General features: G+C 60.4%; 19 protein-coding genes. 14 read left to right on the top strand and 5 right to left on the bottom strand.

Annotated elements, in window-relative coordinates; translation table 11 throughout:
- Positions 1 to 141: 141 nt before the first annotated feature.
- From KGA83_RS18590 to KGA83_RS18550, 9 genes are all read left to right on the top strand, one after another.
- Positions 142 to 873: a response regulator gene (locus KGA83_RS18590; protein WP_108215128.1), complete on the top strand. Its 732-nt coding sequence runs from the start codon at positions 142 to 144 to the stop codon at positions 871 to 873.
- A gap of 31 nt (positions 874 to 904) precedes the next feature.
- A complete protein-coding gene (locus KGA83_RS18585) occupies positions 905 to 2,332 on the top strand; it encodes an ATP-binding protein (protein ID WP_223530475.1) in 1,428 nt (475 codons plus the stop codon).
- 189 nt (positions 2,333 to 2,521) lie between these two features.
- Complete coding sequence (locus KGA83_RS18580) at positions 2,522 to 3,781, top strand: AGE family epimerase/isomerase (RefSeq protein ID WP_223530472.1); 1,260 nt, start codon at positions 2,522 to 2,524, stop codon at positions 3,779 to 3,781.
- Between the two features lie 117 nt (positions 3,782 to 3,898).
- Positions 3,899 to 5,197: an ABC transporter substrate-binding protein gene (locus tag KGA83_RS18575; protein ID WP_108215131.1), complete on the top strand. Its 1,299-nt coding sequence runs from the start codon at positions 3,899 to 3,901 to the stop codon at positions 5,195 to 5,197.
- A gap of 151 nt (positions 5,198 to 5,348) precedes the next feature.
- Complete coding sequence (locus KGA83_RS18570; protein WP_008032969.1) at positions 5,349 to 6,257, top strand: carbohydrate ABC transporter permease; 909 nt, start codon at positions 5,349 to 5,351, stop codon at positions 6,255 to 6,257.
- Positions 6,250 to 7,095, top strand: coding sequence for a carbohydrate ABC transporter permease (locus KGA83_RS18565; protein WP_108215132.1), 846 nt, complete (start codon positions 6,250 to 6,252; stop codon positions 7,093 to 7,095). Before KGA83_RS18570 ends, KGA83_RS18565 begins: the two co-directional genes overlap by 8 nt.
- 3 nt (positions 7,096 to 7,098) lie before the next feature.
- Positions 7,099 to 8,259, top strand: a complete 1,161-nt coding sequence (locus KGA83_RS18560) for an ABC transporter ATP-binding protein (RefSeq protein WP_108215133.1) — start codon at positions 7,099 to 7,101, stop codon at positions 8,257 to 8,259.
- 204 nt (positions 8,260 to 8,463) lie between these two features.
- On the top strand, positions 8,464 to 9,810 hold the full coding sequence (locus KGA83_RS18555) for a carbohydrate porin (protein WP_108215134.1): 1,347 nt from the start codon (positions 8,464 to 8,466) through the stop codon (positions 9,808 to 9,810).
- A 114-nt stretch (positions 9,811 to 9,924) separates the two neighbouring features.
- Positions 9,925 to 10,779, top strand: a complete 855-nt coding sequence (locus KGA83_RS18550; protein WP_223530471.1) for a D-hexose-6-phosphate mutarotase — start codon at positions 9,925 to 9,927, stop codon at positions 10,777 to 10,779.
- Between the two features lie 114 nt (positions 10,780 to 10,893).
- On the opposite strand, the gene KGA83_RS18545 is transcribed toward KGA83_RS18550, so the two are convergent.
- Positions 10,894 to 11,754 carry a MurR/RpiR family transcriptional regulator gene (locus tag KGA83_RS18545; RefSeq protein ID WP_170948639.1) on the bottom strand — a complete coding sequence of 287 codons (861 nt, stop codon included), beginning with the start codon at positions 11,752 to 11,754 and terminating at the stop codon, positions 10,894 to 10,896.
- Positions 11,755 to 11,982: 228 nt separating this feature from the next.
- On the opposite strand from KGA83_RS18545, the gene zwf reads away from it, so the two are divergent.
- Genes zwf through KGA83_RS18530 form a run of 3 tightly spaced genes read left to right on the top strand, consistent with a single transcriptional unit; the run spans position 11,983 to position 14,835 of the window.
- Positions 11,983 to 13,452, top strand: coding sequence for a glucose-6-phosphate dehydrogenase (zwf, locus tag KGA83_RS18540; protein WP_108215136.1), 1,470 nt, complete (start codon positions 11,983 to 11,985; stop codon positions 13,450 to 13,452).
- Positions 13,439 to 14,152, top strand: coding sequence for a 6-phosphogluconolactonase (pgl, locus tag KGA83_RS18535; protein WP_223530470.1), 714 nt, complete (start codon positions 13,439 to 13,441; stop codon positions 14,150 to 14,152). The genes zwf and pgl overlap by 14 nt, the downstream gene beginning before the upstream one ends.
- Before the next feature lie 17 nt (positions 14,153 to 14,169).
- Positions 14,170 to 14,835: a bifunctional 4-hydroxy-2-oxoglutarate aldolase/2-dehydro-3-deoxy-phosphogluconate aldolase gene (locus KGA83_RS18530; RefSeq protein WP_008050561.1), complete on the top strand. Its 666-nt coding sequence runs from the start codon at positions 14,170 to 14,172 to the stop codon at positions 14,833 to 14,835.
- 202 nt (positions 14,836 to 15,037) lie between these two features.
- Here the strand turns inward: KGA83_RS18530 and KGA83_RS18525 are convergent, their stop codons facing one another.
- From KGA83_RS18525 to KGA83_RS18510, 4 genes are all read right to left on the bottom strand, one after another.
- On the bottom strand, positions 15,038 to 16,219 hold the full coding sequence (locus KGA83_RS18525; RefSeq protein ID WP_223530468.1) for an aminotransferase class V-fold PLP-dependent enzyme: 1,182 nt from the start codon (positions 16,217 to 16,219) through the stop codon (positions 15,038 to 15,040).
- Positions 16,220 to 16,237: 18 nt separating this feature from the next.
- Positions 16,238 to 16,474 carry a DUF3820 family protein gene (locus KGA83_RS18520; protein WP_003227425.1) on the bottom strand — a complete coding sequence of 79 codons (237 nt, stop codon included), beginning with the start codon at positions 16,472 to 16,474 and terminating at the stop codon, positions 16,238 to 16,240.
- Between the two features lie 70 nt (positions 16,475 to 16,544).
- Complete coding sequence (locus KGA83_RS18515; protein WP_108215139.1) at positions 16,545 to 17,015, bottom strand: MaoC family dehydratase; 471 nt, start codon at positions 17,013 to 17,015, stop codon at positions 16,545 to 16,547.
- Positions 17,016 to 17,056: 41 nt separating this feature from the next.
- Complete coding sequence (locus KGA83_RS18510) at positions 17,057 to 18,001, bottom strand: alpha/beta hydrolase (protein WP_218427154.1); 945 nt, start codon at positions 17,999 to 18,001, stop codon at positions 17,057 to 17,059.
- 246 nt (positions 18,002 to 18,247) lie between these two features.
- On the opposite strand from KGA83_RS18510, the gene fadD2 reads away from it, so the two are divergent.
- Positions 18,248 to 19,936 carry a long-chain-fatty-acid--CoA ligase FadD2 gene (gene fadD2 / locus KGA83_RS18505; protein WP_108215141.1) on the top strand — a complete coding sequence of 563 codons (1,689 nt, stop codon included), beginning with the start codon at positions 18,248 to 18,250 and terminating at the stop codon, positions 19,934 to 19,936.
- A 396-nt stretch (positions 19,937 to 20,332) separates the two neighbouring features.
- Positions 20,333 to 22,033, top strand: coding sequence for a long-chain-fatty-acid--CoA ligase FadD1 (gene fadD1 / locus KGA83_RS18500; protein WP_108215142.1), 1,701 nt, complete (start codon positions 20,333 to 20,335; stop codon positions 22,031 to 22,033).
- The last annotated feature ends 41 nt before the right edge of the window (positions 22,034 to 22,074 follow it).

Raw genomic sequence — 22,074 nt, 5'->3', positions numbered from 1 at the left:
ACGATAACGCGTGCTTTCTGAATGCACGCGGCGCCTTCACGTCCATCGCGAGCAGGCTCGCTCCTACAGTGGTTCTGTAGTGTTTGTAAAATCAGCGCATAAGGCATAATCCGCCCAATTCAAACAATAAGGACGCCGCCCGTGAGCTCAGTCAACAAGTCGATTTTGTTGGTCGATGACGATCAAGAGATACGCGAGTTGCTGGACACCTACCTGACCCGCGCCGGTTTCCAGGTGCGGGCCACCGCCGATGGCGCCGGTTTTCGCCAGGCGCTGAACGACGCGCCGGCCGATCTGGTGATCCTTGATGTGATGCTGCCCGACGAAGACGGCTTCAGCCTGTGTCGCTGGGTTCGCCAGCATCCACGCCAGGCACAGGTGCCGATCATCATGCTCACTGCCAGTTCCGACGAAGCCGACCGCGTCATCGGCCTGGAACTGGGTGCCGACGATTACCTCGGCAAGCCGTTCAGCCCACGGGAGTTGCAGGCGCGGATCAAGGCATTGCTGCGCCGCGCGCAGTTCGGTCAGGAGCGTAGTGGCGGTGAGGTGCTGGCCTTCGATGACTGGCGGCTGGACATGGTCAGCCATCGGCTGTTTCACATCGATGGCGAAGAGGTGATTCTCTCGGGCGCCGACTTCGCGCTGCTGAAGCTGTTCCTCGATCACCCGCAGGAAATCCTCGACCGCGATACCATCGGCAACGCCACCCGTGGCCGCGATTTGATGCCCCTCGATCGCATCGTCGACATGGCAGTCAGCCGGTTGCGCCAGCGCCTGCGCGACACCGAAAAACCGCCACGGCTGATTCGCACCGTGCGCGGCAGTGGCTACCAACTAGCAGCCAATGTGGTTGCCAGCAATGGCCACTAAGCTGTTGCGCAAGCTCGCCGCCAAGGTGCCGATGCCGCGTTCGCTGCTCGGGCGGATGTTGCTGTTGACCCTGCTGGCGGTGTTGTTCGCCCAAGCGTTGTCGAGCGTGATCTGGGTATCGCAACTGCGTGCCACGCAGCTCGAGGGCCTGGTCACCAGCGCCCGCAGCCTGGCCCATTCAATGACCGCCAGCGTCAGTTATTTCCGTTCGTTGCCGGTGGCGTACCGGCCGCTGGTGCTCGACCAGTTGCGCAGCATGGGTGGCACCCGGTTCGTGGTGACGCTCAACGACAAACCCCTGGGCATGGAAGTGCTGCCCATCACCCCGCGCAAAGAGGCGGTGCTCAAAGCGGTGGATGAAGTACTGCGCCAGTCTCTCGGCCAGGACACGGTCATCTCGGTGACCTTCGTCAGTCCGGAAGACCTGCGCATCTTCAATGGCGGCCTGAAGCTCGATGAGTTGCCACGCTCCTGGGCGCACTACGCGCTGACCCTGGAGCCGGTGAATCCGCCGGTACTGGTCACGCAGATCCAGATGGCGCCGGGCGAATGGCTTTACATCGCCTCGCTGTTGCCCGAGCCCTACACCAGTCTTGAAGAGCAGGGCCTGCCAGCGCAGCAGGTGTGGTTCATCGTCCTGACCAGCAGCTTTTTGCTGTTGTTCATTGGCCTGCTGGTGCACTGGCAGAGTCGTCCGCTCAAGCGCCTGGCGCGGGCGGCGCGGGACCTGTCCTTGGGGGCTGATGTGGAACCAGTGGCCGAAGGCGGGGGCAGCGAAGTGGTCGAGGTCGGGCGCGCCTTCAACACCATGCGCGAACGCATCAGTCGTTACCTGACCGAGCGCAGCCAGTTGTTCAGCGCCATTTCCCACGACTTGCGCACGCCGATCACCCGTTTGCGCCTGAGGGTCGAATTGCTCGAAGACGAAACATTGCAAACCAAGTTCGGGCGTGACCTGGACGAGCTCGAATTGTTGGTCAAGGGCGCGCTGCAATGCGTGAAAGACACCGATATCCACGAGAACATCGAGCCGGTGGACCTCAACCATGTGCTCGACTGCCTGGTGGAGCCCTATCTCGCGCCGAACGGTAACGGTCGCGTGACCCAGCAGGGGCGGGCGCTGGCGGCCTATCCGGGGAAACCGCTGGCGCTCAAGCGCTGCATCGGCAACCTGATCGATAACGCGTTGAAGTACGGGCAGAACGCGCACCTGCATATCGATGACGACGAAAGCGCGTTCGTCCTGCACGTCGATGATGAAGGGCCGGGCGTGCCGGAGCAGAGGCTGGAGCAGGTGTTCGAACCGCACTTCCGTCTGGCCGGGCAGCAGCAGGGTTATGGGTTGGGGTTGGGGATTGCCCGCAACATTGCCCATAGCCATGGCGGTGAGGTGAGTCTGCAGAATTTGCGTGAAGGCGGATTGCGGGTGACCCTGCAGTTACCGCGCTCTGCCGATTAGAAGGTCAAAAGATCGCAGCCTGCGGCAGCTCCTACAGAGATCGGTGTAGGAGCTGCCGCAGGCTGCGATCTTTTGATCTTGCTTTGTGTTTGTCACAACTCGGTGACATAACCCACCCCCTTCGTTACAAGCCCGCCTTCGTCTGTTGTTTATGCTGCCCCACAGTCATAACAACAAAAAAGGTACGCCATGGACACCTTCCAACCGGCCTTCAGCAGTTGGCTGAACGCACCTGCCCATCAGCAATGGCTCGCCACCGAGGGCTTGCGCCTGCTGGCCTTCGCCAAGGCTTCGAAGCTGCCTGAAGGCTTCGGCAATCTCGATGAAAAGGGTCGCCTTGCGGCTGATGCGCAAGCCCACACCATGAACACCGCGCGCATGACCCACAGCTTCGCCATGGCCCATATTCAGGGCTTGCCGGGTTTTGCCGAGCTGGTCGATCACGGCGTTGCGGCGCTGCGCGGGCCATTGCGTGATGCGCTGCATGGCGGCTGGTTCGCGGCCGCCGAACATCGCGATGGCAACACCGGCAAGAATGCCTACCTGCATGCTTTCGTGGCGCTGGCGGCAAGTTCTGCGGTGGTCGCGCAACGTCCCGGTGCACAAGCCTTGCTCGATGATGCGATCGACATCATCGACACATATTTCTGGAGTGAGGAGGAGGGCACGCTGCGCGAGTCCTTCAACCGCGACTGGAGCGAGGAGGAGGCGTACCGAGGCGCCAACAGCAACATGCACGCCACCGAAGCCTTCCTCGCCCTGGCCGATGTCACTGAAGACAACCGCTGGCTGAGCCGTGCCCAACGGATTGTCGAGCGAGTGATCCATGGTCATGCCGCAGCCAACGATTACCTGGTGATCGAGCATTTCGACCGCGACTGGCAGCCGCTACGGGACTACAACCGCGACAATCCGGCCGACGGCTTCCGCCCCTACGGCACCACCCCGGGCCATGGATTCGAGTGGGCGCGATTGTTGCTGCATCTCGAAGCTTCGCGGGTGAGAGCGGGGATGCTCACGCCGGGCTGGCTGGTCACCGACGCGCAAAAACTTTTCGAGCACAACTGCCGTCACGGCTGGAACATCGATGGCGCGCCGGGGATTGTCTACACCCTGGACTGGGACAACAAAGCGGTGGTCCGCCATCGCCTGCACTGGACCCATTGCGAGGCCAGTGCCGCCGCCAGTGCGCTACTCAAACGTACTGGCGATGAGCAGTACGAGCACTGGTACCGACTGTTCTGGGAATTTTGTGACAGTCATTTCATCGACCGCGAAGGCGGCAGCTGGCATCACGAACTCAACCCGCAAAACCGCCCGAGTGCCGATATCTGGCCCGGCAAACCTGACCTTTACCACGCCTGGCAAGCCGTGCTGATTCCGCGCCTGGCGCTGGCACCGAGCATGGCCACGGCGCTGGCGCAGTTGTCCCAGAGCGGTTCTATGTAACCATGCGGTGACATTCGCGCATCCCTTCGTTACCTGCGAGGGGATATCCCCTGTTTAAACTCCTATGCAGCGCAAGCAATAGACTTGCATGCATAACAACAAGAAAGGTGCTCCTGGATGAATGCGATTTCTCGCCTCGCTACTGTCATTTCTCTCGCTTCCCTGTCTGCGCTCCCCCTCAGTGTGCTTGCCGCCGAATCCAAAGGTTCCGTTGAAGTCGTTCACTGGTGGACCTCCGGTGGTGAAAAAGCAGCGGTCGATGTCCTGAAGGCTCAAGTCGAAAAAGACGGCTTCACCTGGAAGGATGGTGCAGTCGCCGGTGGCGGCGGTTCCACGGCCATGACCGTACTCAAAAGTCGCGCCGTAGCCGGCAACCCGCCGGGCGTCGCGCAGATCAAAGGTCCGGATATCCAGGAGTGGGGCAGCACTGGCCTGCTCAGCACCGACGCGCTGAAAGAAGTCTCCAAGTCGGAAAACTGGGATGGCCTGCTGTCGAAGAAGGTCTCCGACACCGTGAAGTACGAAGGTGACTACGTCGCCGTGCCGGTGAACATCCACCGCGTCAACTGGCTGTGGATCAACCCGCAAGTGTTCAAGAAAGCCGGGATCGAAAAGGCCCCGACGACCCTCGAAGAGTTCTATGCCGCCGGCGACAAGCTCAAAGCCGCAGGCTTCATCGCGCTCGCCCACGGCGGTCAGCCTTGGCAGGACAGCACCGTGTTCGAAGACGTGGTGCTCTCCGTCATGGGGGCTGACGGTTACAAGAAAGCCCTGGTCGACCTGGACCAGAAAACCCTGTCCGGCCCGCAGATGACCCAGTCGTTCGCTGAGCTGAAAAAGATCACCGGCTACATGGACCCGAACCGCGCCGGTCGTGACTGGAACATCGCCGCCGCCGACGTCATCAATGGCAAGGCCGGTATGCAGATGATGGGCGACTGGGCGAAAAGCGAGTGGACTGCGGCGAAGAAAGTCGCCGGCAAGGACTACCTGTGCGTAGCGTTCCCGGGCACCGAAAAAGCCTTCACCTACAACATCGACTCCCTGGCGGTGTTCAAGCTCAAAGCCGATCGCAAGGGCGACATCGCTGCCCAGCAAGACCTGGCCAAAGTGGCGCTGGGCACCGACTTCCAGAAAGTCTTCAGCATGAACAAGGGTTCGATCCCGGTACGTAACGACATGCTGAACGAAATGGACAAGCTCGGCTTCGACGAGTGCGCGCAGAAGTCGGCGAAGGACTTCATCGCTGACGACAAGACCGGCGGCCTGCAACCGAGCATGGCGCACAACATGGCCACTTCCCTGGCCGTGCAGGGTGCGATCTTCGACGTGGTCACCAACTTCATGAACGACAAGGATGCTGACCCGGCCAAGGCCAGCGCCCAACTGGCCTCGGCTGTCAAAGCGGCCCAGTAATCCCTGACACCGAGCGCCCCCTATGTAGGAGCGAGCTTGCTCGCGAAGGTGTGTCAGCTACTCAGATGTTTCTGACACTCCATCGCGAGCAAGCTCGCTCCTACACAAGGGATCGCACTCCGATCCTTACATCTAAACCTGGATTATCCCGATGAGCTCTGTGGCGGTTTTCAGCAAAGCCTCACCGTTCGATGCGCTGCAACGCTGGCTACCCAAGTTGGTACTCGCGCCGAGCATGCTGATCGTATTGGTTGGCTTCTACGGTTACATCATCTGGACGTTCATACTGTCCTTCACCAACTCCAGCTTCATGCCGAGCTACAAGTGGGTCGGCCTGCAGCAATACATGCGCCTGATGGACAACGACCGCTGGTGGGTCGCGAGCAAGAACCTGGCGCTGTTCGGCGGCATGTTCATCGGCATCAGCCTGGTGCTGGGCGTGTTCCTCGCCGTGCTGCTGGACCAGCGCATTCGCAAGGAAGGCTTCATCCGCACCGTCTACCTGTACCCGATGGCGCTGTCGATGATCGTCACCGGTACCGCGTGGAAATGGCTGCTCAACCCGGGCCTGGGCCTGGACAAGATGCTGCGGGACTGGGGCTGGGAAGGCTTCCGCCTCGACTGGCTGGTGGATCAGGATCGAGTGGTTTACTGCCTGGTGATCGCCGCCGTATGGCAAGCCTCCGGGTTTGTCATGGCGATGTTCCTTGCCGGCCTGCGCGGTGTCGATCAGTCGATTATCCGTGCCGCCCAGGTCGATGGTGCGAGCCTGCCGACCATCTACCTGAAGATCGTCCTGCCGAGCCTGCGCCCGGTGTTCTTCAGCGCCTTCATGATCCTGGCGCACATTGCGATCAAGAGCTTCGACCTGGTCGCGGCGATGACCGCGGGCGGTCCGGGTTACTCCTCCGACCTGCCGGCGATGTTCATGTATTCCTTCACGTTCAGCCGTGGCCAGATGGGCATCGGTTCGGCCAGCGCCATGCTGATGCTCGGCGCCGTGCTGACCATCCTCGTGCCGTACCTGTACTCCGAGCTGCGAGGCAAACGCCATGACTAATCAACTCGGCAAACCATCGCTCAGCTTCAGCCGTATCGCGATCTACGCCACCCTTCTGTTGGCAGCGGCGGTGTACCTGATCCCGCTGGTGGTGATGCTGCTGACCAGTTTCAAATCCCCGGAAGACATCCGTACCGGCAACCTGTTGAGCTGGCCGACCGTGATCGACGGCATCGGCTGGATCAAGGCCTGGGACGTGGTCGGCGGCTACTTCTGGAACTCGGTGAAGATCACCGTGCCGGCGGTGCTGATCTCGACCTTCATCGGTGCGATGAACGGCTACGTGCTGTCGATGTGGCGCTTCCGTGGTTCGCAACTGTTCTTCGGCCTGTTGCTGTTCGGCTGCTTCCTGCCGTTCCAGACCGTGCTGTTGCCAGCCTCGTTCACCCTCGGCAAGTTCGGGCTGGCGAACACCACCACTGGTCTGGTGCTGGTGCACGTGGTCTACGGCCTGGCGTTCACCACGCTGTTCTTCCGCAACTACTACGTGAGCATTCCGGATGCGCTGGTCAAAGCGGCGCGGCTCGATGGCGCGGGCTTTTTCACGATCTTCCTGAAAATCCTGCTGCCGATGTCGATCCCGATCGTGATGGTCTGCCTGATCTGGCAGTTCACCCAGATCTGGAATGACTTCCTGTTCGGCGTGGTCTTCGCCAGTGGCGATGCCCAGCCAATTACCGTGGCCCTGAACAACCTTGTCAACACCAGTACCGGGGCCAAGGAATACAACGTTGATATGGCCGCCGCGATGATCGCCGGGCTGCCGACACTGCTGGTCTACATATTCGCTGGCAAGTATTTCCTGCGTGGGCTGACGTCCGGCGCGGTCAAGGGGTAGAACATGGCAACTCTCGAATTACGCAACGTCAACAAGACCTACGGCGCCGGTTTGCCGGACACCCTGAAAAACATCGAACTGAAAATCGATGACGGGGAATTCCTGATCCTGGTCGGCCCGTCGGGCTGCGGCAAATCCACGCTGATGAACTGCATCGCCGGCCTGGAAACCATCAGCGGCGGCGCAATCCTGGTGGACGACGCCGACATCAGCGGCATGAGCCCCAAGGATCGCGACATCGCCATGGTGTTCCAGTCCTACGCGCTGTACCCGACCATGAGCGTGCGGGACAACATCGCCTTCGGCCTGAAGATCCGCAAGATGCCCACCGCCGAAATCGACGAAGAAGTCGCTCGGGTTTCCAAGCTGTTGCAGATCGAACACCTGCTCAGCCGCAAACCCGGCCAACTCTCCGGTGGCCAGCAGCAGCGTGTGGCGATGGGCCGTGCGCTGGCGCGGCGGCCGAAGATTTATCTGTTCGACGAGCCGCTGTCCAACCTCGACGCCAAGCTGCGGGTCGAGATGCGCACCGAAATGAAACTGATGCACCAGCGCCTGAAAACCACCACGGTCTACGTGACCCACGACCAGATCGAAGCCATGACCCTGGGCGACAAAGTGGCGGTGATGAAGGACGGGATCATCCAGCAGTTCGGTACGCCGAAGGACATCTACAACAACCCGGCCAACCTGTTCGTGGCGAGCTTCATCGGTTCGCCGCCAATGAACTTCATCCCGCTGCGCCTGCAGCGCAAGGACGGTCGTCTGGTCGCGCTGCTCGACAGCGGCCAGGCCCGTTGCGAGTTGCCTTTGGGCATGCAGGACGCCGGTCTCGAAGACCGCGAAGTGATCCTCGGCATGCGCCCTGAGCAGATCATCCTGGCCAACGGCGAAGCGAACGGTTTGCCGACCATTCGTGCCGAAGTCCAGGTCACCGAACCGACCGGTCCCGACACCCTGGTCTTCGTCAACCTCAACGACACCAAGGTCTGCTGCCGACTGGCACCGGACGTGGCGCCGGCGGTGGGCGAGACCCTGACGTTGCAATTCGATCCGGCGAAAGTGCTGTTGTTCGATGCCAAGAGTGGGGAGCGACTGGGGGTGGCCGGCGTGCCGCAAGCCGAGGCGCACACTGACAACGTGGCCCGATTCAAAGGCCGCTGAAGATCAAAACTGTAGGAGCGAGCTTGCTCGCGATGGACGTTAACGATGACGTGCACCGTCTGGGTGAACGCGGTGCATTTGAGACCATCGCGAGCAAGCTCGCTCCTACAGGGGGGATTCGTGATGCGCGACCTGTCGTGCGTCGCAACTGATGTAACCGCGTTAAAGAAGAAAAGTTAATAACAATAAAACGAGGAAGTAGGGATGAAGATGAAGAACAAGGCCCGGTTGATCTGCCAGGTTTCAGCAGCGGCAGCACTGGTTCTGGCCGGCAATGCGATGGCCGATGAAGCATTCAGCTCCGACTCCAAGTGGATGACGGGCGATTGGGGTGGCGAGCGTACCAAGCTGATCGAGCAAGGCATCGACATCAAGATGGATTACGTCGGAGAAGTCGGCGGCAACCTCCATGGCGGTTTCAACGATGACAAGACCGCGCGCTACGCCGATCAGTTCGGCCTGGGCGCGGCGCTGGACCTGGAGAAGCTGTTCGGCTGGGATAACACCCAGGCCAAGATCCAGCTCACCAACCGTAACGGTGAGAACATCTCCAACGACCGTATCGGCGATCCGCGTGCCGGCACCTTGAGCTCCTCCCAGGAAGTCTTCGGTCGTGGCCATATGGTGCGTTTGACCCAGTTGTGGATTCAGCATCAGTTCTTCGACAACAAACTGGACGTCAAAGCCGGTTACTTCGGTGAAGGTGAAGACTTCAACACCTTCCCGTGCGAATTCCAGAACCTGGCGTTCTGCGGATCCCAAGTGGGTAACTGGGCCACCAACGTCTGGTTCAACTGGCCTGTCAGCCAGGCGGCGATCCGCGTGAAGTACAACATCAATGACGAGCTCTACGCTCAGATTGGTGCGTACAACCAGAACCCGTCGCAACTGGAACACGGCAACGGCTTCAAACTCAGCGGCAGCGGTACTGCGGGCACCGTGCTGCCGGTCGAACTGGTCTGGTCGCCGAAGGTCAACAGCCTGCCGGGTGAATACCGTGTCGGTTACTACAAAAGCACAGCCCCTGCCGATGACGTTCTCAAAGACGATAACGGCCAGGACGCAGCGACCACCGGCAACCCTTTTCGCGTCCACGATAGCAAGCACGGCTACTGGTTCGTCGCGCAGCAGCAACTCACCAGTCACAACGGTGACGCTTCTCGCGGTCTGAACATCGCGGCCAACGCCACCTTCCACGACAAGGACACTAACGTCGTCGACAACTACCAGTCGCTGATGTTCGTGTACAAGGGCCCGTTCGACGCACGTCCGAAGGATGACATGGGCATCGGTTTCGCCCGTATCCATGTCAACGATGACGTGAAGAAAAACGCCGAGCTGACCAACGCGGCCAATGGTGTTTCGGAATACGAAAATCCGCTGTTCTCACCCATTCGTGAAACCGAATACAACTACGAGATCAACTACGGCTTCCACGTGACCAACTGGCTGACCGTGCGTCCCAACCTGCAATACGTCACACACCCGGGTGGCGTGGATGAAGTCGACAACGCGCTGGTGGCCGGCCTGAAAATTCAGTCGGTGTTCTGACGCGTCTGCGATAAGCTTCTCTCAATGTGCGCATATTTGCGGACAGCCATGGCTGTCCGCTTTTTTTTGTGGGCCGCGCACCCCGGTGACAGTTGATTTTCAGGACCGTGGCACATGCTTGAGCATCCGCTACAACGCTTCTTCAAATCCTTGCGCGAACGTCCGGTGTTTGCGTGGGAGCGCTATCAGGTGCGCGATGTGCTGGTGATCGATCATCCGCTGTGTCAGGCGGTGTTCAGCCGTCAGGGGGCGCAGTTGTTGCACTTCCAGCCCACGGGCCAGAAACCCTGGCTGTGGTGCGCGGCCAAATGGCCGCAGGTCGGCGCCATTCGCGGCGGCGTGCCGGTGTGTTGGCCGTGGTATGGCCGGCATCCGAGCGAAAATGCCTGGCCGTCCCATGGCTGGGCGCGCTTGCTCGACTGGAAGCTGCTCGACAGCAACAGTGACGACGATGGCGTGCGATTGCACTGGCAGCTGAAGTTGTGCGACTGGCAGGTGGACTTGCACGCCCACTTGGGTGAGCGCATGGAGCTGCGCCTGAGCACCGAGCATCAGGACGACATGCCGTGCCAGTTGAGCCAGGCTTTGCACGCCTACTGGCGTATTGGCGATGTGAGTGAGATAGCGCTGTCTGGGCTCGAAGGTGCGCAGGGTTACGACCAGTTGAGCCGGCAGGCCTGTCAGCAGGAAGGCGAGTTGCGCGTGGACGGCGGATGTCAGCGGGTGTTCCAGCACGACGGCGAATTGCAGCTCAACGACCACGCCTGGCAGCGGGCTTTGTGCATCGATACGGGGGATAAGGCCGACACGGTGGTGTGGCACCCCGGCTCGCGGCCATTGCTTGGGGTGACCTGGAACGAGATATCCGAATTTGTCTGTGTCGAAGCCGCGAGCGGCGGCACCGACAGCCTGTGCCTTGCGCCCGGGGAGCGGGCGCATTTGAGTTTGCAGGCGCGGGTGGGGGTGTAAAGAAGATCAAGATCGTCCGAACGCGGCCCGAGCCTTCGGCAGCTCCTACACAAGCGCGTATACCTGTAGGAGCTGTCGAGTGGAACGAGGCTGCGATCTTTTACGCGAAGCGTCCTAATTGAACTCATCCCCCACCGGATACCGGCTCGCATTCAAGCTCTCCTTGATCTTGCGCAGATGCGGCTGGAAATCCACGCCCCGGCGCAAGGTCATGCCCGTGGCGAGCACGTCCAGCACGGTCAGCTGGATGATCCGCGACGTCATCGGCATGTAGATGTCGGTGTCTTCCGGCAGCGGAATGTTCAGGCTCAGGGTGCTGGCCTTGGCCAGTGGCGAGTTCTCGGCGGTCAGGCCAAGCACCGAGGCGCCGTTTTCCCGGGCGATGCGCGCCACTTCCACCAGTTCGCGGGTGCGGCCGGTGTAGGAAATGATCACGAACAATTCGCCGGTGTGGGCCACCGAGGCAATCATGCGCTGCATCAGCACATCCGCGTGGGCCGTGACGGCCAGGTTGAAACGGAAGAACTTGTGCTGCGCATCCAGTGCCACCGGGGCCGAGGCGCCGAGGCCGAAGAAGTGGATTTGCCGCGCCTGGATCAGCAGGTCGACGGCGCGGCTGATCAGGTTCGGGTCCAGTGCCTGGCAGGCGCTGTCCAGCGAGGCAATGGCGCTGCCGAAGATCTTCTGTGTGTAGGCCTCCGGATTGTCGTCGGCTTCCACTGCACGGCTGACGTACGCGGCACCACTGGCCAGGCTCTGGGCCAGTTGCAGCTTGAGCTCGGGGTAGCCGCTGACGCCGAACGAACGGCAGAAACGGTTGACCGTCGGTTCGCTGACCGAGGCGGCCTGGGCGAGGGCGGCGATGCTGAAGCGGGTGGCCTGCTGCGGGTTGAGCAGGATCACCTCGGCGACTTTGCGTTCGGCCTTGTTCAGCTCTTCAAGGCGATTCTGGATTTGCTCCAGTAAATTTCGCACGCGGTCCATATAAGTATCCTTGATTCACCGGCACCGATAAGCGCGCGGCTAATGCAAAAAGGGCCTTTGGTGAGGCCCGTAACGGTGGCCTATCCTACTGATGGCTCCGACCGACCACCACTCGCAATCTGTATTTTGCGAAAATGTTGTGGTTATTACTACATTTTCCCTTGAGTGATGCCTTAAAAAAAGGTATTTGTAGCTTAACTTGATAAAAGAACAAACATCATGCTCTCGATTACGGTTGAACCGTGCACCTTTGCCTTGTTCGGCGCCCTTGGCGACCTGGCCTTACGCAAACTGTTTCCTGCCCTTTATCAACTCGACGGTGCAGGCCTCTTGCACGAGGACACGCGCATCATCGCGCTGGCCCGTGAGGCTGGCAGCGAGCAGGAACACCTGGCGTTCATCACCTCTGAGCTGCGCCGTTATGTCGGTGCCAAAGAGCTGGACGAAGCCGTGGTCGAGCGTTTCCTGGCACGCCTGAGCTACCTGCACGTCGACTTCCTCAACGGCGAAGATTATGTGGCCCTGGCCGAGTCCGCCGGCAGTGCGCAGCGGGTCATCGCCTACTTTGCGACCCCGGCCGCCGTGTATGGCGCGATTTGCGAGAACCTGGCCAAGGTCGGTCTGGCAGAAAACACCCGCGTGGTGCTGGAAAAGCCCATCGGTTCGGACCTGGAATCCTCGCGCAAGGTCAACGACGCCGTGGCGCAGTTCTTCCCGGAGAACCGCACCTACCGCATCGACCATTATCTGGGCAAGGAAACCGTCCAGAACCTGATCGCCCTGCGTTTCGCCAACAGCCTGTTCGAAACCCAGTGGAACCAGAATTACATTTCCCACGTGGAAATCACCGTGGCCGAGCAGGTCGGCATCGAGGGCCGCTGGGGTTACTTCGACAAGGCCGGCCAGCTGCGGGACATGATCCAGAACCACCTGCTGCAACTGCTCTGCCTGATCGCCATGGACCCGCCGGCCGACCTGTCCGCCGACAGCATCCGCGACGAGAAGGTCAAAGTGCTCAAGGCCCTGGCGCCGATCAGCCCGGAAGGCCTGACCACCCAGGTAGTGCGCGGCCAGTACATCGCCGGCTACAGCGAAGGCAAAGCAGTGCCGGGGTACCTGGAAGAACCTAACTCCAACACCCAGAGCAATACCGAAACCTTTGTTGCCCTGCGCGCTGACATCCGCAACTGGCGCTGGGCCGGCGTGCCGTTTTACCTGCGTACCGGCAAGCGCATGCCGCAGAAGCTGTCGCAGATCGTCATCCACTTCAAGGAACCGTCGCACTACATCTTCGCTCCCGAGCAGCGCCTGCAAATCAGCAACAAGCTGATTATCCGCCTGCAGCCGGACGAAGGCATTTCCTTGCGCGTGATGACCAAAGATCAAGGCCTGGACAAAGGCATGCAGCTGCGCAGCGGTCCGTTGCAGCTGAATTTTTCCGACACCTGGAGCAGCGCACGGATTCCCGATGCCTACGAGCGGTTGTTGCTGGAAGTGATGCGCGGCAATCAGAACCTGTTTGTCCGTAAAGATGAAATCGAAGCCGCGTGGAATTGGTGTGACCAGTTGATCGCCGGGTGGAAAAAATCCGGTGATGCGCCCAAGCCGTACGCGGCCGGGTCCTGGGGGCCGATGAGCTCCATTGCTCTGATCACGCGGGACGGGAGGTCGTGGTATGGCGATATCTGATTTGAAACTGCCGCAGGGCGTCAGCGCCCATGCGTTCAAGAGCCCGGTGCTGCTGGCTGAAAGCCTGGCGCTGAACGTGGCGAAAAAACTGAGCGACGCGATCGAAGACCAGGGCACTGCGACCCTGGTGGTTTCCGGTGGCCGCAGCCCGGTGGCGTTTTTCCAGCACCTGGCCAAACAGACGCTGGACTGGTCGAACGTGGTGATCAGCCTGGCCGATGAGCGCTGGGTGCCGGTGGAGCACGCCGACAGTAATGCCGGCCTGATCAAGCGTTACCTGCTGCAAGGCCCGGCGGCCAAGGCGCAATTCCTGAACCTGTACAGCGCCAGTGCCAACCTGGAACAGGCGGCCGAGCAGGCCGACCGTTTGTTGTCCGAATTGCCGGTGATCGACGTGCTGATCCTCGGCATGGGCGATGACGGCCACACCGCATCGCTGTTCCCCAACAGCCCGAACCTTGACGAGGCCTTGAAAGTCGACGGCACTCGTCGTTGCTGGCCGATGCTGGCGCCGACCGTGCCGCATCAGCGCCTGACCATGAGCCGGGCGCTACTGGCCTCGGCCAAACATAAAATTCTGTCGATTTCCGGTTCGTCCAAGCTGACCACCCTGAGTTTCGCGCTGGCCGGTGACGATGTCACCGAAATGCCGGTGCGCGCATTTCTGCAACCCACGTTAGAGATTTACTGGTGCCCATGAGCCAAGGAACAGCCGCTATGACAAACCCATCCCCGACCGTTTCCATGGCGGACAAAGTTGCCCTGATCGACAGCATCTGCGCGAAAGCGCGGATCCTGCCGGTGATCACCATCGCCCGCGAGCAAGACGTTCTGCCGTTGGCCGACGCCCTGGCGGCCGGTGGCCTGACGGCCCTGGAAGTGACCCTGCGTTCGCAATTCGGCCTCAAGGCCATCCAGATCCTGCGCGAGCAGCGTCCGGAGCTGGTGACAGGTGCTGGCACCGTGCTCGATCGCCACATGCTGGCAGCGGCGGAAGCGGCCGGCTCGCAATTCATCGTCACGCCGGGCATCACCCGTGACCTGCTGGAAGCCAGCGTCGCCAGCCCGATTCCACTGTTGCCGGGCATCAGCAATGCCTCGGGCATCATGGAAGGCTACGGCCTGGGGTATCGCCGCTTCAAGCTGTTCCCGGCCGAAGTCAGCGGCGGCGTTGCGGCTATCAAGGCTTTGGGCGGCCCGTTCGGCGAAGTGAAATTCTGCCCGACCGGCGGCGTGGGCCCGGCCAATATCAAGAGCTACATGGCGTTGAAAAACGTCATGTGCGTGGGCGGTAGCTGGATGCTCGATCCGGAGTGGATCAAGAACGGCGACTGGGCCCGCATTCAGGAATGCACCGCCGAGGCTTTGGCGCTGCTGGACTGATCGCTTCACCCTACACTTCGTTGTGTGTTCTACGGCTTTACGGTGCGCTTGGTCGGCGCACCGTTTTTTTTTGCCCGCGAAAAGTTGAGGCAATTAATACCTGTAGGAGCGAGCTCGCTCGCGATGGTCGTGAACGATAACGCGGGAACCCGATAGCCAGCGGTGCCTGGAAGTTTTTCGCGAGCGAGCTCGCTCCTACAGGTCAGCACAATTGCGTCAGCGCCGTGGTCAGCCGCGTCATGTGCTCGGCGGTTGTGGTCAGTCCCGGAGTGATGCGGATGCACGGGCCGCACGCCGCGCCAGTGCGTACCACGGTGAACAGGTTGTAGTCCTTGAGCAGCCGCTCGACCATCGCCTGCTGATCGGTCTGTGCGATGAAACGCATGGACGTGATGCCGCAGTACAGTCGCGGGTCGTCCGGGGTCAGGACTTCGATGCCCGGTAGTTCGCGCACGGGGCGGACCCACAGGTTGCGCAGGTAGTTGAGCCGAGAACCCTTGGCCGCAGCACCCCCCATCGCCCAATGTTCTTCGAGCACCAGCGGCAGGGTCAGCAGCGCCGGGATGTTGGGGGTGCTGTACGAGGTACGGGCGCGAATGTCAGTGGGTGGAAAATGCATTTCGCCCATGTCCGGGTCGATATCGGCCAGGCGTTCGGGGTCGATGTAGATAAAGCCGAGCGTCAGCGGTGCGCCGATCCACTTGTGCAGGTTGTAGCCGGCGAAGGCGATACCGAACTCGGCCAGGTCGAATTCGAACTGACCGAGGGCATGGGCACCGTCGAGGATGACGTCGATGCCGTGTTCCTTTGCCGCGACTGCAATCGCCTGCACCGGCATCACCAGGCCCGTGCGATGGGTGACGTGGGTCAGGGCCATCAGCTTCAGCCGTGGGTGTCGTGCGAAGGTTTCGCGGTAGGTATTGAGCAGGCTGTCGAAGGTTGCCGGGTGGGTGTGTTCGATCTCGATCACTTCAACACCGCGATGACGCGCCAGCCAGCGCATGGCGCCTTTGACCGTGTCGTATTCCAGATCGCAAACCAGTACCTGATCGCCGGGCTGCAGCCGGTTGTAGTTGCGGATCAGCGACTGCAAACCTTCCGACGCGTTGCGGGTCAGGGCGATGCTGTCGGCGGGTACGCCGATCAACCTGGCCAGTTGCGCGCGGATCTTCAGGCTGTCGCCCTGTTCGAAGCGCTGGCGCACATAGACCGAATTGCTGCGGTTGATCAGCTCGATGTTGCGCTGGTATTCCTCGACCACCGTGCGCGACATGCGCCCGAAGTAACCGTTCTCCAGGTTGAGCGGGCCGGGTTCGACATCGTAGCGGTCGGCAAAGGTTTTCCAGAAGGTTTCATCACGGGCGCGGCGGGTGTTGTCGGGCATGGGGCACTCGGTAGGTGTTCAGTGGCGCGGAGCCGGTTTGCCGTGTTTGGCGCGCAGCGGTTCGAGCAAGTCCGACAAACCGTTGTGGTCGATTTCCTGCATCAGGGCCAGCAGGCCACCCAACTCGCCATGGGGGAAACCTTCCCGGGCGAACCAGTTCAGGTAAGGGCCGGGCAGGTCGGCAATGATTCGACCCTTGTACTTGCCGAAGGGCATCTCGCGGGTGATCAGCAGTTCGAGCTTTTCAGGATTCATCGATCGATCGTCTTGATTCGGTCAGTCTGGAAAATACAGGCATTGCGACAAGCCCCCTCGCCACAGAGAGTTAGCCGATGCTGATCGCCGGCAGCGTGGTCAAGGTCACGCTCTGTTGCTTGCGTGGCGCGAGGATTTCCGCCTCGCCATCCACCACCAGTTCATCGCGCTGGTTGAATACGCGGGTGGCAATGCGTACGCGAAATTTCGGCAGTTTTTCCAGGATTTCCAGGCGCACGGTCAGGGTGTCGCCGATCTTCACCGGTTTCTGAAAGCTCATTTGCTGGCCGAGATAGATAGTCCCCGGCCCAGGCAGTTCGCAGGCGACCGCTGCGCTGATCAACGCACCGCTGAACATGCCGTGGGCGATGCGCTCCTTGAACATGGTGCTGGCGGCGTAGTCGGCATCCAGGTGCACCGGGTTGTGATCGCCGGACATCGCGGCGAACAACTGGATGTCACGCTCTTCAACGGTCTTGCTGAAACTGGCGGTCTGGCCGACTTCGAGGGCCTCGTAAGGGGTGTTGGTAACCTGGGTCATCTGTCTCGATTCCTGTAACGAATTAAAAAATCCACAAAAAACTATTCGGATCGGTGCGGCCGAGGAGTGCTCAAGGCCTGTGCGATCCAGTTCAGCACATCGGCGATGATTTCATCGCGGTTGCTCTCGTTGAACAGTTCGTGCCGCGCCTGTGGGTAAACGGTCAGTTGCAGGTGCTGGCTGCCAGCCGCCCGCAGCGCGTCGGCCAGATCCTTGAGACGTTTGCCTTCGCTCACCGGATCACATTCGCCGCCAATCACCAGCAACGGCAGGCCCGGGTCGATCTGGGCGAGATTGGACGCTTTGCTGATTTGCTGCAAGCCGCCGAGCAAATCGATCCACAGTTGATTGGTGCAGCGAAAACCACAGAGCGGGTCGTTGACGTACAGATCGACCTGCGCCGGATCACGGCTGAGCCAGTCGAACGGCGTGCGTGCCGGTTTGAATTTGTTGTTGAACGAGCCGAACGACAGCCATTCGATCAATGCGCTGCGTCCTTTGCGGCCTTGGCGCAGGCGTTCGAAACGGGCGATTTGCCGGGCCGCGCGATAAAGCGCCACGGGCTGGAAGTTCGAGCCGCTGAGGATTGCCCCGTGCAGGCTGGCACTGTGGTGCAGCAGATAGCCTTGGGCGATGTAGCTGCCCATGCTGTGACCCAACAGCACGATCGGCACGCCAGGGTACTGCTGGCCGATGTGCTGGTTGAGGCAGGCCAGGTCGCTCACGACCTTGCACCAGCCATCGTCATCGGCGAAATGCCCGAGCGTCCCGTTTTCGGCAGTTTTGCCATGTCCACGCAGGTCCGGCGCGCACACGCCATAGCCCTGTTCACAGAGTTTTTCCGCCAGGGGACCATAGCGACCGCTGTGTTCGGCCATGCCGTGTGCCAGCAGAATCATTGCCTTGAGGCTGCCGTCGGGAAGCCACTGGTTGACGAAGAGGCGGCTGTGGTCGCTCGTGGTCAGCCAGAAAGTGTCATGGATCATGGCGGTTCCTTTGCATGAGGCTGCCTGGTCGCAAACAGCTCGTTGCAGTTTATAGCGCATCCTTGGCTGGGCGTCTGATCAGCCTACGCCACGGCAAGAAGATTCATACGGTCAATGACGGCCGTGGGCATATTTGCCTGCTACGTCATAACTGCTAGTGTCCGTGAAGCTCCGCTTTTTGCATTTTTTTTTGAAAAATGACAGAAAAGTGGCCCGGGATAGATTCAGGTAAAGAGGACAAGAACAATGCAACCTGATTTCTGGAATGACAAACGCCCGGCCGGCGTGCCCATGGATATCGATCTGGGAACCTACAAGTCGGTGATCGAGGTGTTCGAGCGTTCCTGCAAGAAGTTTGCTGACCGCCCGGCGTTCAGCAACATGGGCGTGACCCTGACCTACGCCGAACTGGAGCGTCAGAGCGCTGCCTTCGCCGGCTACCTGCAAGCCCACACCGATCTGGTGCCGGGTGACCGCATCGCGGTGCAGATGCCCAACGTCCTGCATTACCCGATCGCCGTGTTCGGTGCCTTGCGCGCCGGGTTGATCGTGGTCAACACCAACCCGTTGTACACCGCGCGGGAAATGCGCCACCAGTTCAAGGATTCCGGCGCCCGGGCGCTGGTGTACCTGAACATGTTCGGCCAGAAAGTCCAGGAAGTGCTGCCCGACACCGATATCCAGTACCTGATCGAAGCGAAGATGGGCGACCTGATGCCCACTGCCAAGGGGTGGCTGGTCAACACCGTGGTGAGCAAGGTCAAGAAGATGGTCCCGGACTATTCCTTGCCCCAGGCCGTTTCCTTCAAGAGTGCGCTGCGCATGGGCCGTGGCCTGGGTATCAAGCCGCTGAAGGTCGGCCTTGACGACATCGCCGTACTGCAATACACCGGCGGCACCACGGGCCTTGCCAAGGGCGCGATGCTGACCCACGGCAACCTGGTGGCGAACATGCAACAGGCGCGGGCCTGTCTCAGCCAGTCGGCCAGCGACGGCCAGCCGCTGCTGCGCGAAGGCCAGGAGGTGATGATCGCGCCGCTGCCGCTGTACCACATCTATGCTTTCACGGCGAACTGCATGTGCATGATGGTGACAGGCAACCACAACGTGCTGATCACCAACCCGCGTGACATCGGCGGCTTCATCAAGGAGCTGAAGAACTGGCGGTTCTCGGCGTTGCTGGGGCTCAACACGCTGTTCGTCGCGCTGATGGATCACCCGGACTTCAAGACCCTGGACTTCTCCAGCCTCAAGCTCACCAACTCCGGCGGCACTGCGCTGGTCAAGGCAACCGCCGAGCGTTGGGAACAACTGACCGGATGCCGTATCACCGAAGGTTACGGCCTGACCGAAACTTCGCCGGTGGCCTGCACCAACCCCTACGGCAGCCAATCGCGGATCGGCACGGTCGGCCTGCCGGTGCCGGGCACCGCGCTGAAAGTCATCAGTGATGACGGCGTCGAACAACCTTTGGGAGAACGCGGCGAGTTGTGCATCAAAGGCCCGCAGATCATGAAGGGCTACTGGCAAAAACCTGATGCCACGGCCGAAGTGCTGGATGCCGAGGGCTGGTTCAAGTCCGGTGATATCGCGGTGATCGACCCGGACGGATTCGTGCGCATCGTCGATCGCAAGAAGGACATGATCATTGTTTCGGGTTTCAACGTGTACCCGAATGAGATCGAAGACGTGGTGATGGCACACCCGAAAGTCGCCAACTGCGCGGTCATCGGTGTGCCCGACGAGCGGTCGGGGGAGGCGGTGAAGCTGTTTGTGGTGGCCCGTGAAGCGGGGGTCAGCCTTGAAGAGTTGAAGGCTTACTGCAAAGAAAACTTCACGGCGTACAAAGTACCGAAGCACATTGTTCTGCGTGAGTCGCTGCCGATGACGCCGGTGGGCAAGATCCTGCGGCGGGAATTGCGTGATATCGCCTGACCGGTGAATGACCGATCCCCTGTAGGAGCGAGCTTGCTCGCGATGGACGTCAACGATAACGCGCCCTGTTTGAATGATCGCGTTGTCCGGACGTTTTTCGTCGGAACGCCGCCCGGAGCAAGCTCGCTCCTACAGTTTTAGCGCGAAAGCCCCGATTTTCGGGGCTTTCGGGGATGAATAGAATTTTTGCTCTAAAATGACCAATCGCTAGTCTTGAGTCACAATTGTGACCGTAGAGGCCTATTTTGGCTCTAGTCGACCCTCGGCAAAGCTGCTACTCTCGGCGCGCTTTGTGACTTCTCGGCCTTCTATCAGCCAGATTCACCAATGACCAAACACCAATAATAATCGCATCAAATGCGGTGCTGAATTCGCGTTGCTGAGGAGTGGGCTTCCATGATCGAAGACTTTTGGAAGGATAAGTACCCAGCTGGGATTGCTACAGACATCAATCCAGACGAGTATCCGAATATTCAGGCAGTGTTGAAGCAATCCTGCCAACGCTTCGCCAACAAGCCGGCATTCAGCAACCTGGGCAGGACACTCACCTACGGTGAACTGTACGAATTGTCCGGTGCGTTTGCCGCTTACCTGCAACAGCATACCGACTTGCAGCCTGGCGATCGAATCGCCGTGCAATTGCCCAACGTGTTGCAGTACCCGGTAGCCGTCTTCGGTGCAATTCGCGCCGGGCTGATCGTGGTCAACACCAACCCGCTGTACACCGCGCGGGAGATGGAACACCAATTCAACGACTCCGGTGCCAAGGCCCTGGTCTGCCTGGCCAACATGGCGCACCTGGCCCAAATCGTGGTGCCGAAAACCGGCGTCAAGCACGTGATCGTCACTGAAGTCGCCGACCTGCTGCCGCCGCTCAAGCGCTTGCTGATCAACAGCGTCATCAAGTACGTGAAGAAGATGGTGCCGGCCTATCACTTGCCAAAAGCCGTCAAGTTCAATGACGTGCTGAGCAAGGGCCTGGGCCAGCCAGTGGCGGAAGCCAATCCGGCCAGCGGTGATGTCGCGGTGCTGCAATACACCGGCGGCACCACCGGCGTGGCCAAGGGCGCGATGCTGACCCACCGCAACCTGGTGGCGAACATGCTGCAGTGCAAGGCGCTGATGGGTTCCAACCTCAATGAAGGTTGCGAGATCCTGATCACACCGCTGCCGCTGTACCACATCTATGCGTTCACCTTTCATTGCATGGCGATGATGCTGATCGGCAACCACAACATCCTGATCAGCAACCCGCGTGACCTGCCGGCGATGGTCAAGGAACTGTCGAAGTGGAAGTTCAGCGGCTTTGTCGGCCTGAACACCCTGTTCGTGGCCCTGTGCAACAACGAAGGGTTCCGCAAACTGGACTTCTCCGCGCTGAAAGTCACCTTGTCGGGCGGCATGGCCCTGCAATTGGCCGCGGCCGAACGCTGGAAAGCGGTGACCGGTTGCGCCATCTGCGAAGGCTACGGCATGACCGAAACCAGCCCGGTGGCCACGGTCAACCCGATCCAGAACATCCAGATCGGCACCATCGGCATTCCGGTGCCGTCGACCCTGTGCAAAGTCATCAACGATGCCGGTGTCGAACAACCGATGGGCGAAATCGGCGAGCTGTGCGTGAAAGGCCCACAGGTCATGAAAGGCTACTGGCAGCGCCAGGAAGCCACCGATGAAATCCTCGACAGCGAAGGCTGGTTGAAGACCGGTGACATCGCGCTGATCCAGCCCGATGGCTACATGCGCATTGTCGATCGCAAGAAAGACATGATCCTGGTGTCCGGTTTCAACGTGTACCCGAACGAGCTCGAAGACGTGCTGGCTACCCTGCCGGGTGTGTTGCAATGCGCGGCCATCGGTGTGCCGGACGAGAAGTCGGGCGAGGCGATCAAGATTTTCATCGTCGCCAAGCCGGGGGCGATCCTGACCAAGGAACAGGTGATGGAGCACATGCGCGCCAACGTCACAGGCTACAAAGTCCCGCGCTCCGTGGAGTTCCGCGATGCACTGCCGACCACCAACGTCGGCAAGATCCTGCGTCGTGAACTGCGCGATGAAGAGCTGAAGAAGATCAACGCGAAGAAAGCTACCGCGTAAAACAAAAAGCCCCGCAGATGCGGGGCTTTTTGTATGTATCT

It is taken from the genome of Pseudomonas sp. GL-R-19 (assembly GCF_019956375.1).
Taxonomy (GTDB): domain Bacteria; phylum Pseudomonadota; class Gammaproteobacteria; order Pseudomonadales; family Pseudomonadaceae; genus Aquipseudomonas.
Note: the sequence above shows the minus strand (reverse complement) of the source record. Positions and strands in the feature narration are given on the sequence as shown.

Excerpts from the sequence above, each read along its gene's own strand:
- KGA83_RS18585 (WP_223530475.1), top strand. The coding sequence starts at position 905 with ATGCCGCGTTCGCTGCTCGGGCGGATGTTGCTGTTGACCCTGCTGGCG.
- KGA83_RS18580 (WP_223530472.1), top strand. The coding sequence starts at position 2,522 with ATGGACACCTTCCAACCGGCCTTCAGCAGTTGGCTGAACGCACCTGCC.
- KGA83_RS18575 (WP_108215131.1), top strand. The coding sequence starts at position 3,899 with ATGAATGCGATTTCTCGCCTCGCTACTGTCATTTCTCTCGCTTCCCTG.
- KGA83_RS18570 (WP_008032969.1), top strand. The coding sequence starts at position 5,349 with ATGAGCTCTGTGGCGGTTTTCAGCAAAGCCTCACCGTTCGATGCGCTG.
- KGA83_RS18565 (WP_108215132.1), top strand. The coding sequence starts at position 6,250 with ATGACTAATCAACTCGGCAAACCATCGCTCAGCTTCAGCCGTATCGCG.
- KGA83_RS18560 (WP_108215133.1), top strand. The coding sequence starts at position 7,099 with ATGGCAACTCTCGAATTACGCAACGTCAACAAGACCTACGGCGCCGGT.
- KGA83_RS18555 (WP_108215134.1), top strand. The coding sequence starts at position 8,464 with ATGAAGATGAAGAACAAGGCCCGGTTGATCTGCCAGGTTTCAGCAGCG.
- KGA83_RS18550 (WP_223530471.1), top strand. The coding sequence starts at position 9,925 with ATGCTTGAGCATCCGCTACAACGCTTCTTCAAATCCTTGCGCGAACGT.
- zwf (WP_108215136.1), top strand. The coding sequence starts at position 11,983 with ATGCTCTCGATTACGGTTGAACCGTGCACCTTTGCCTTGTTCGGCGCC.
- pgl (WP_223530470.1), top strand. The coding sequence starts at position 13,439 with ATGGCGATATCTGATTTGAAACTGCCGCAGGGCGTCAGCGCCCATGCG.
- KGA83_RS18530 (WP_008050561.1), top strand. The coding sequence starts at position 14,170 with ATGACAAACCCATCCCCGACCGTTTCCATGGCGGACAAAGTTGCCCTG.
- KGA83_RS18525 (WP_223530468.1), bottom strand. The coding sequence starts at position 16,219 with ATGCCCGACAACACCCGCCGCGCCCGTGATGAAACCTTCTGGAAAACC.
- KGA83_RS18520 (WP_003227425.1), bottom strand. The coding sequence starts at position 16,474 with ATGAATCCTGAAAAGCTCGAACTGCTGATCACCCGCGAGATGCCCTTC.
- KGA83_RS18515 (WP_108215139.1), bottom strand. The coding sequence starts at position 17,015 with ATGACCCAGGTTACCAACACCCCTTACGAGGCCCTCGAAGTCGGCCAG.
- KGA83_RS18510 (WP_218427154.1), bottom strand. The coding sequence starts at position 18,001 with ATGATCCATGACACTTTCTGGCTGACCACGAGCGACCACAGCCGCCTC.
- fadD2 (WP_108215141.1), top strand. The coding sequence starts at position 18,248 with ATGCAACCTGATTTCTGGAATGACAAACGCCCGGCCGGCGTGCCCATG.
- fadD1 (WP_108215142.1), top strand. The coding sequence starts at position 20,333 with ATGATCGAAGACTTTTGGAAGGATAAGTACCCAGCTGGGATTGCTACA.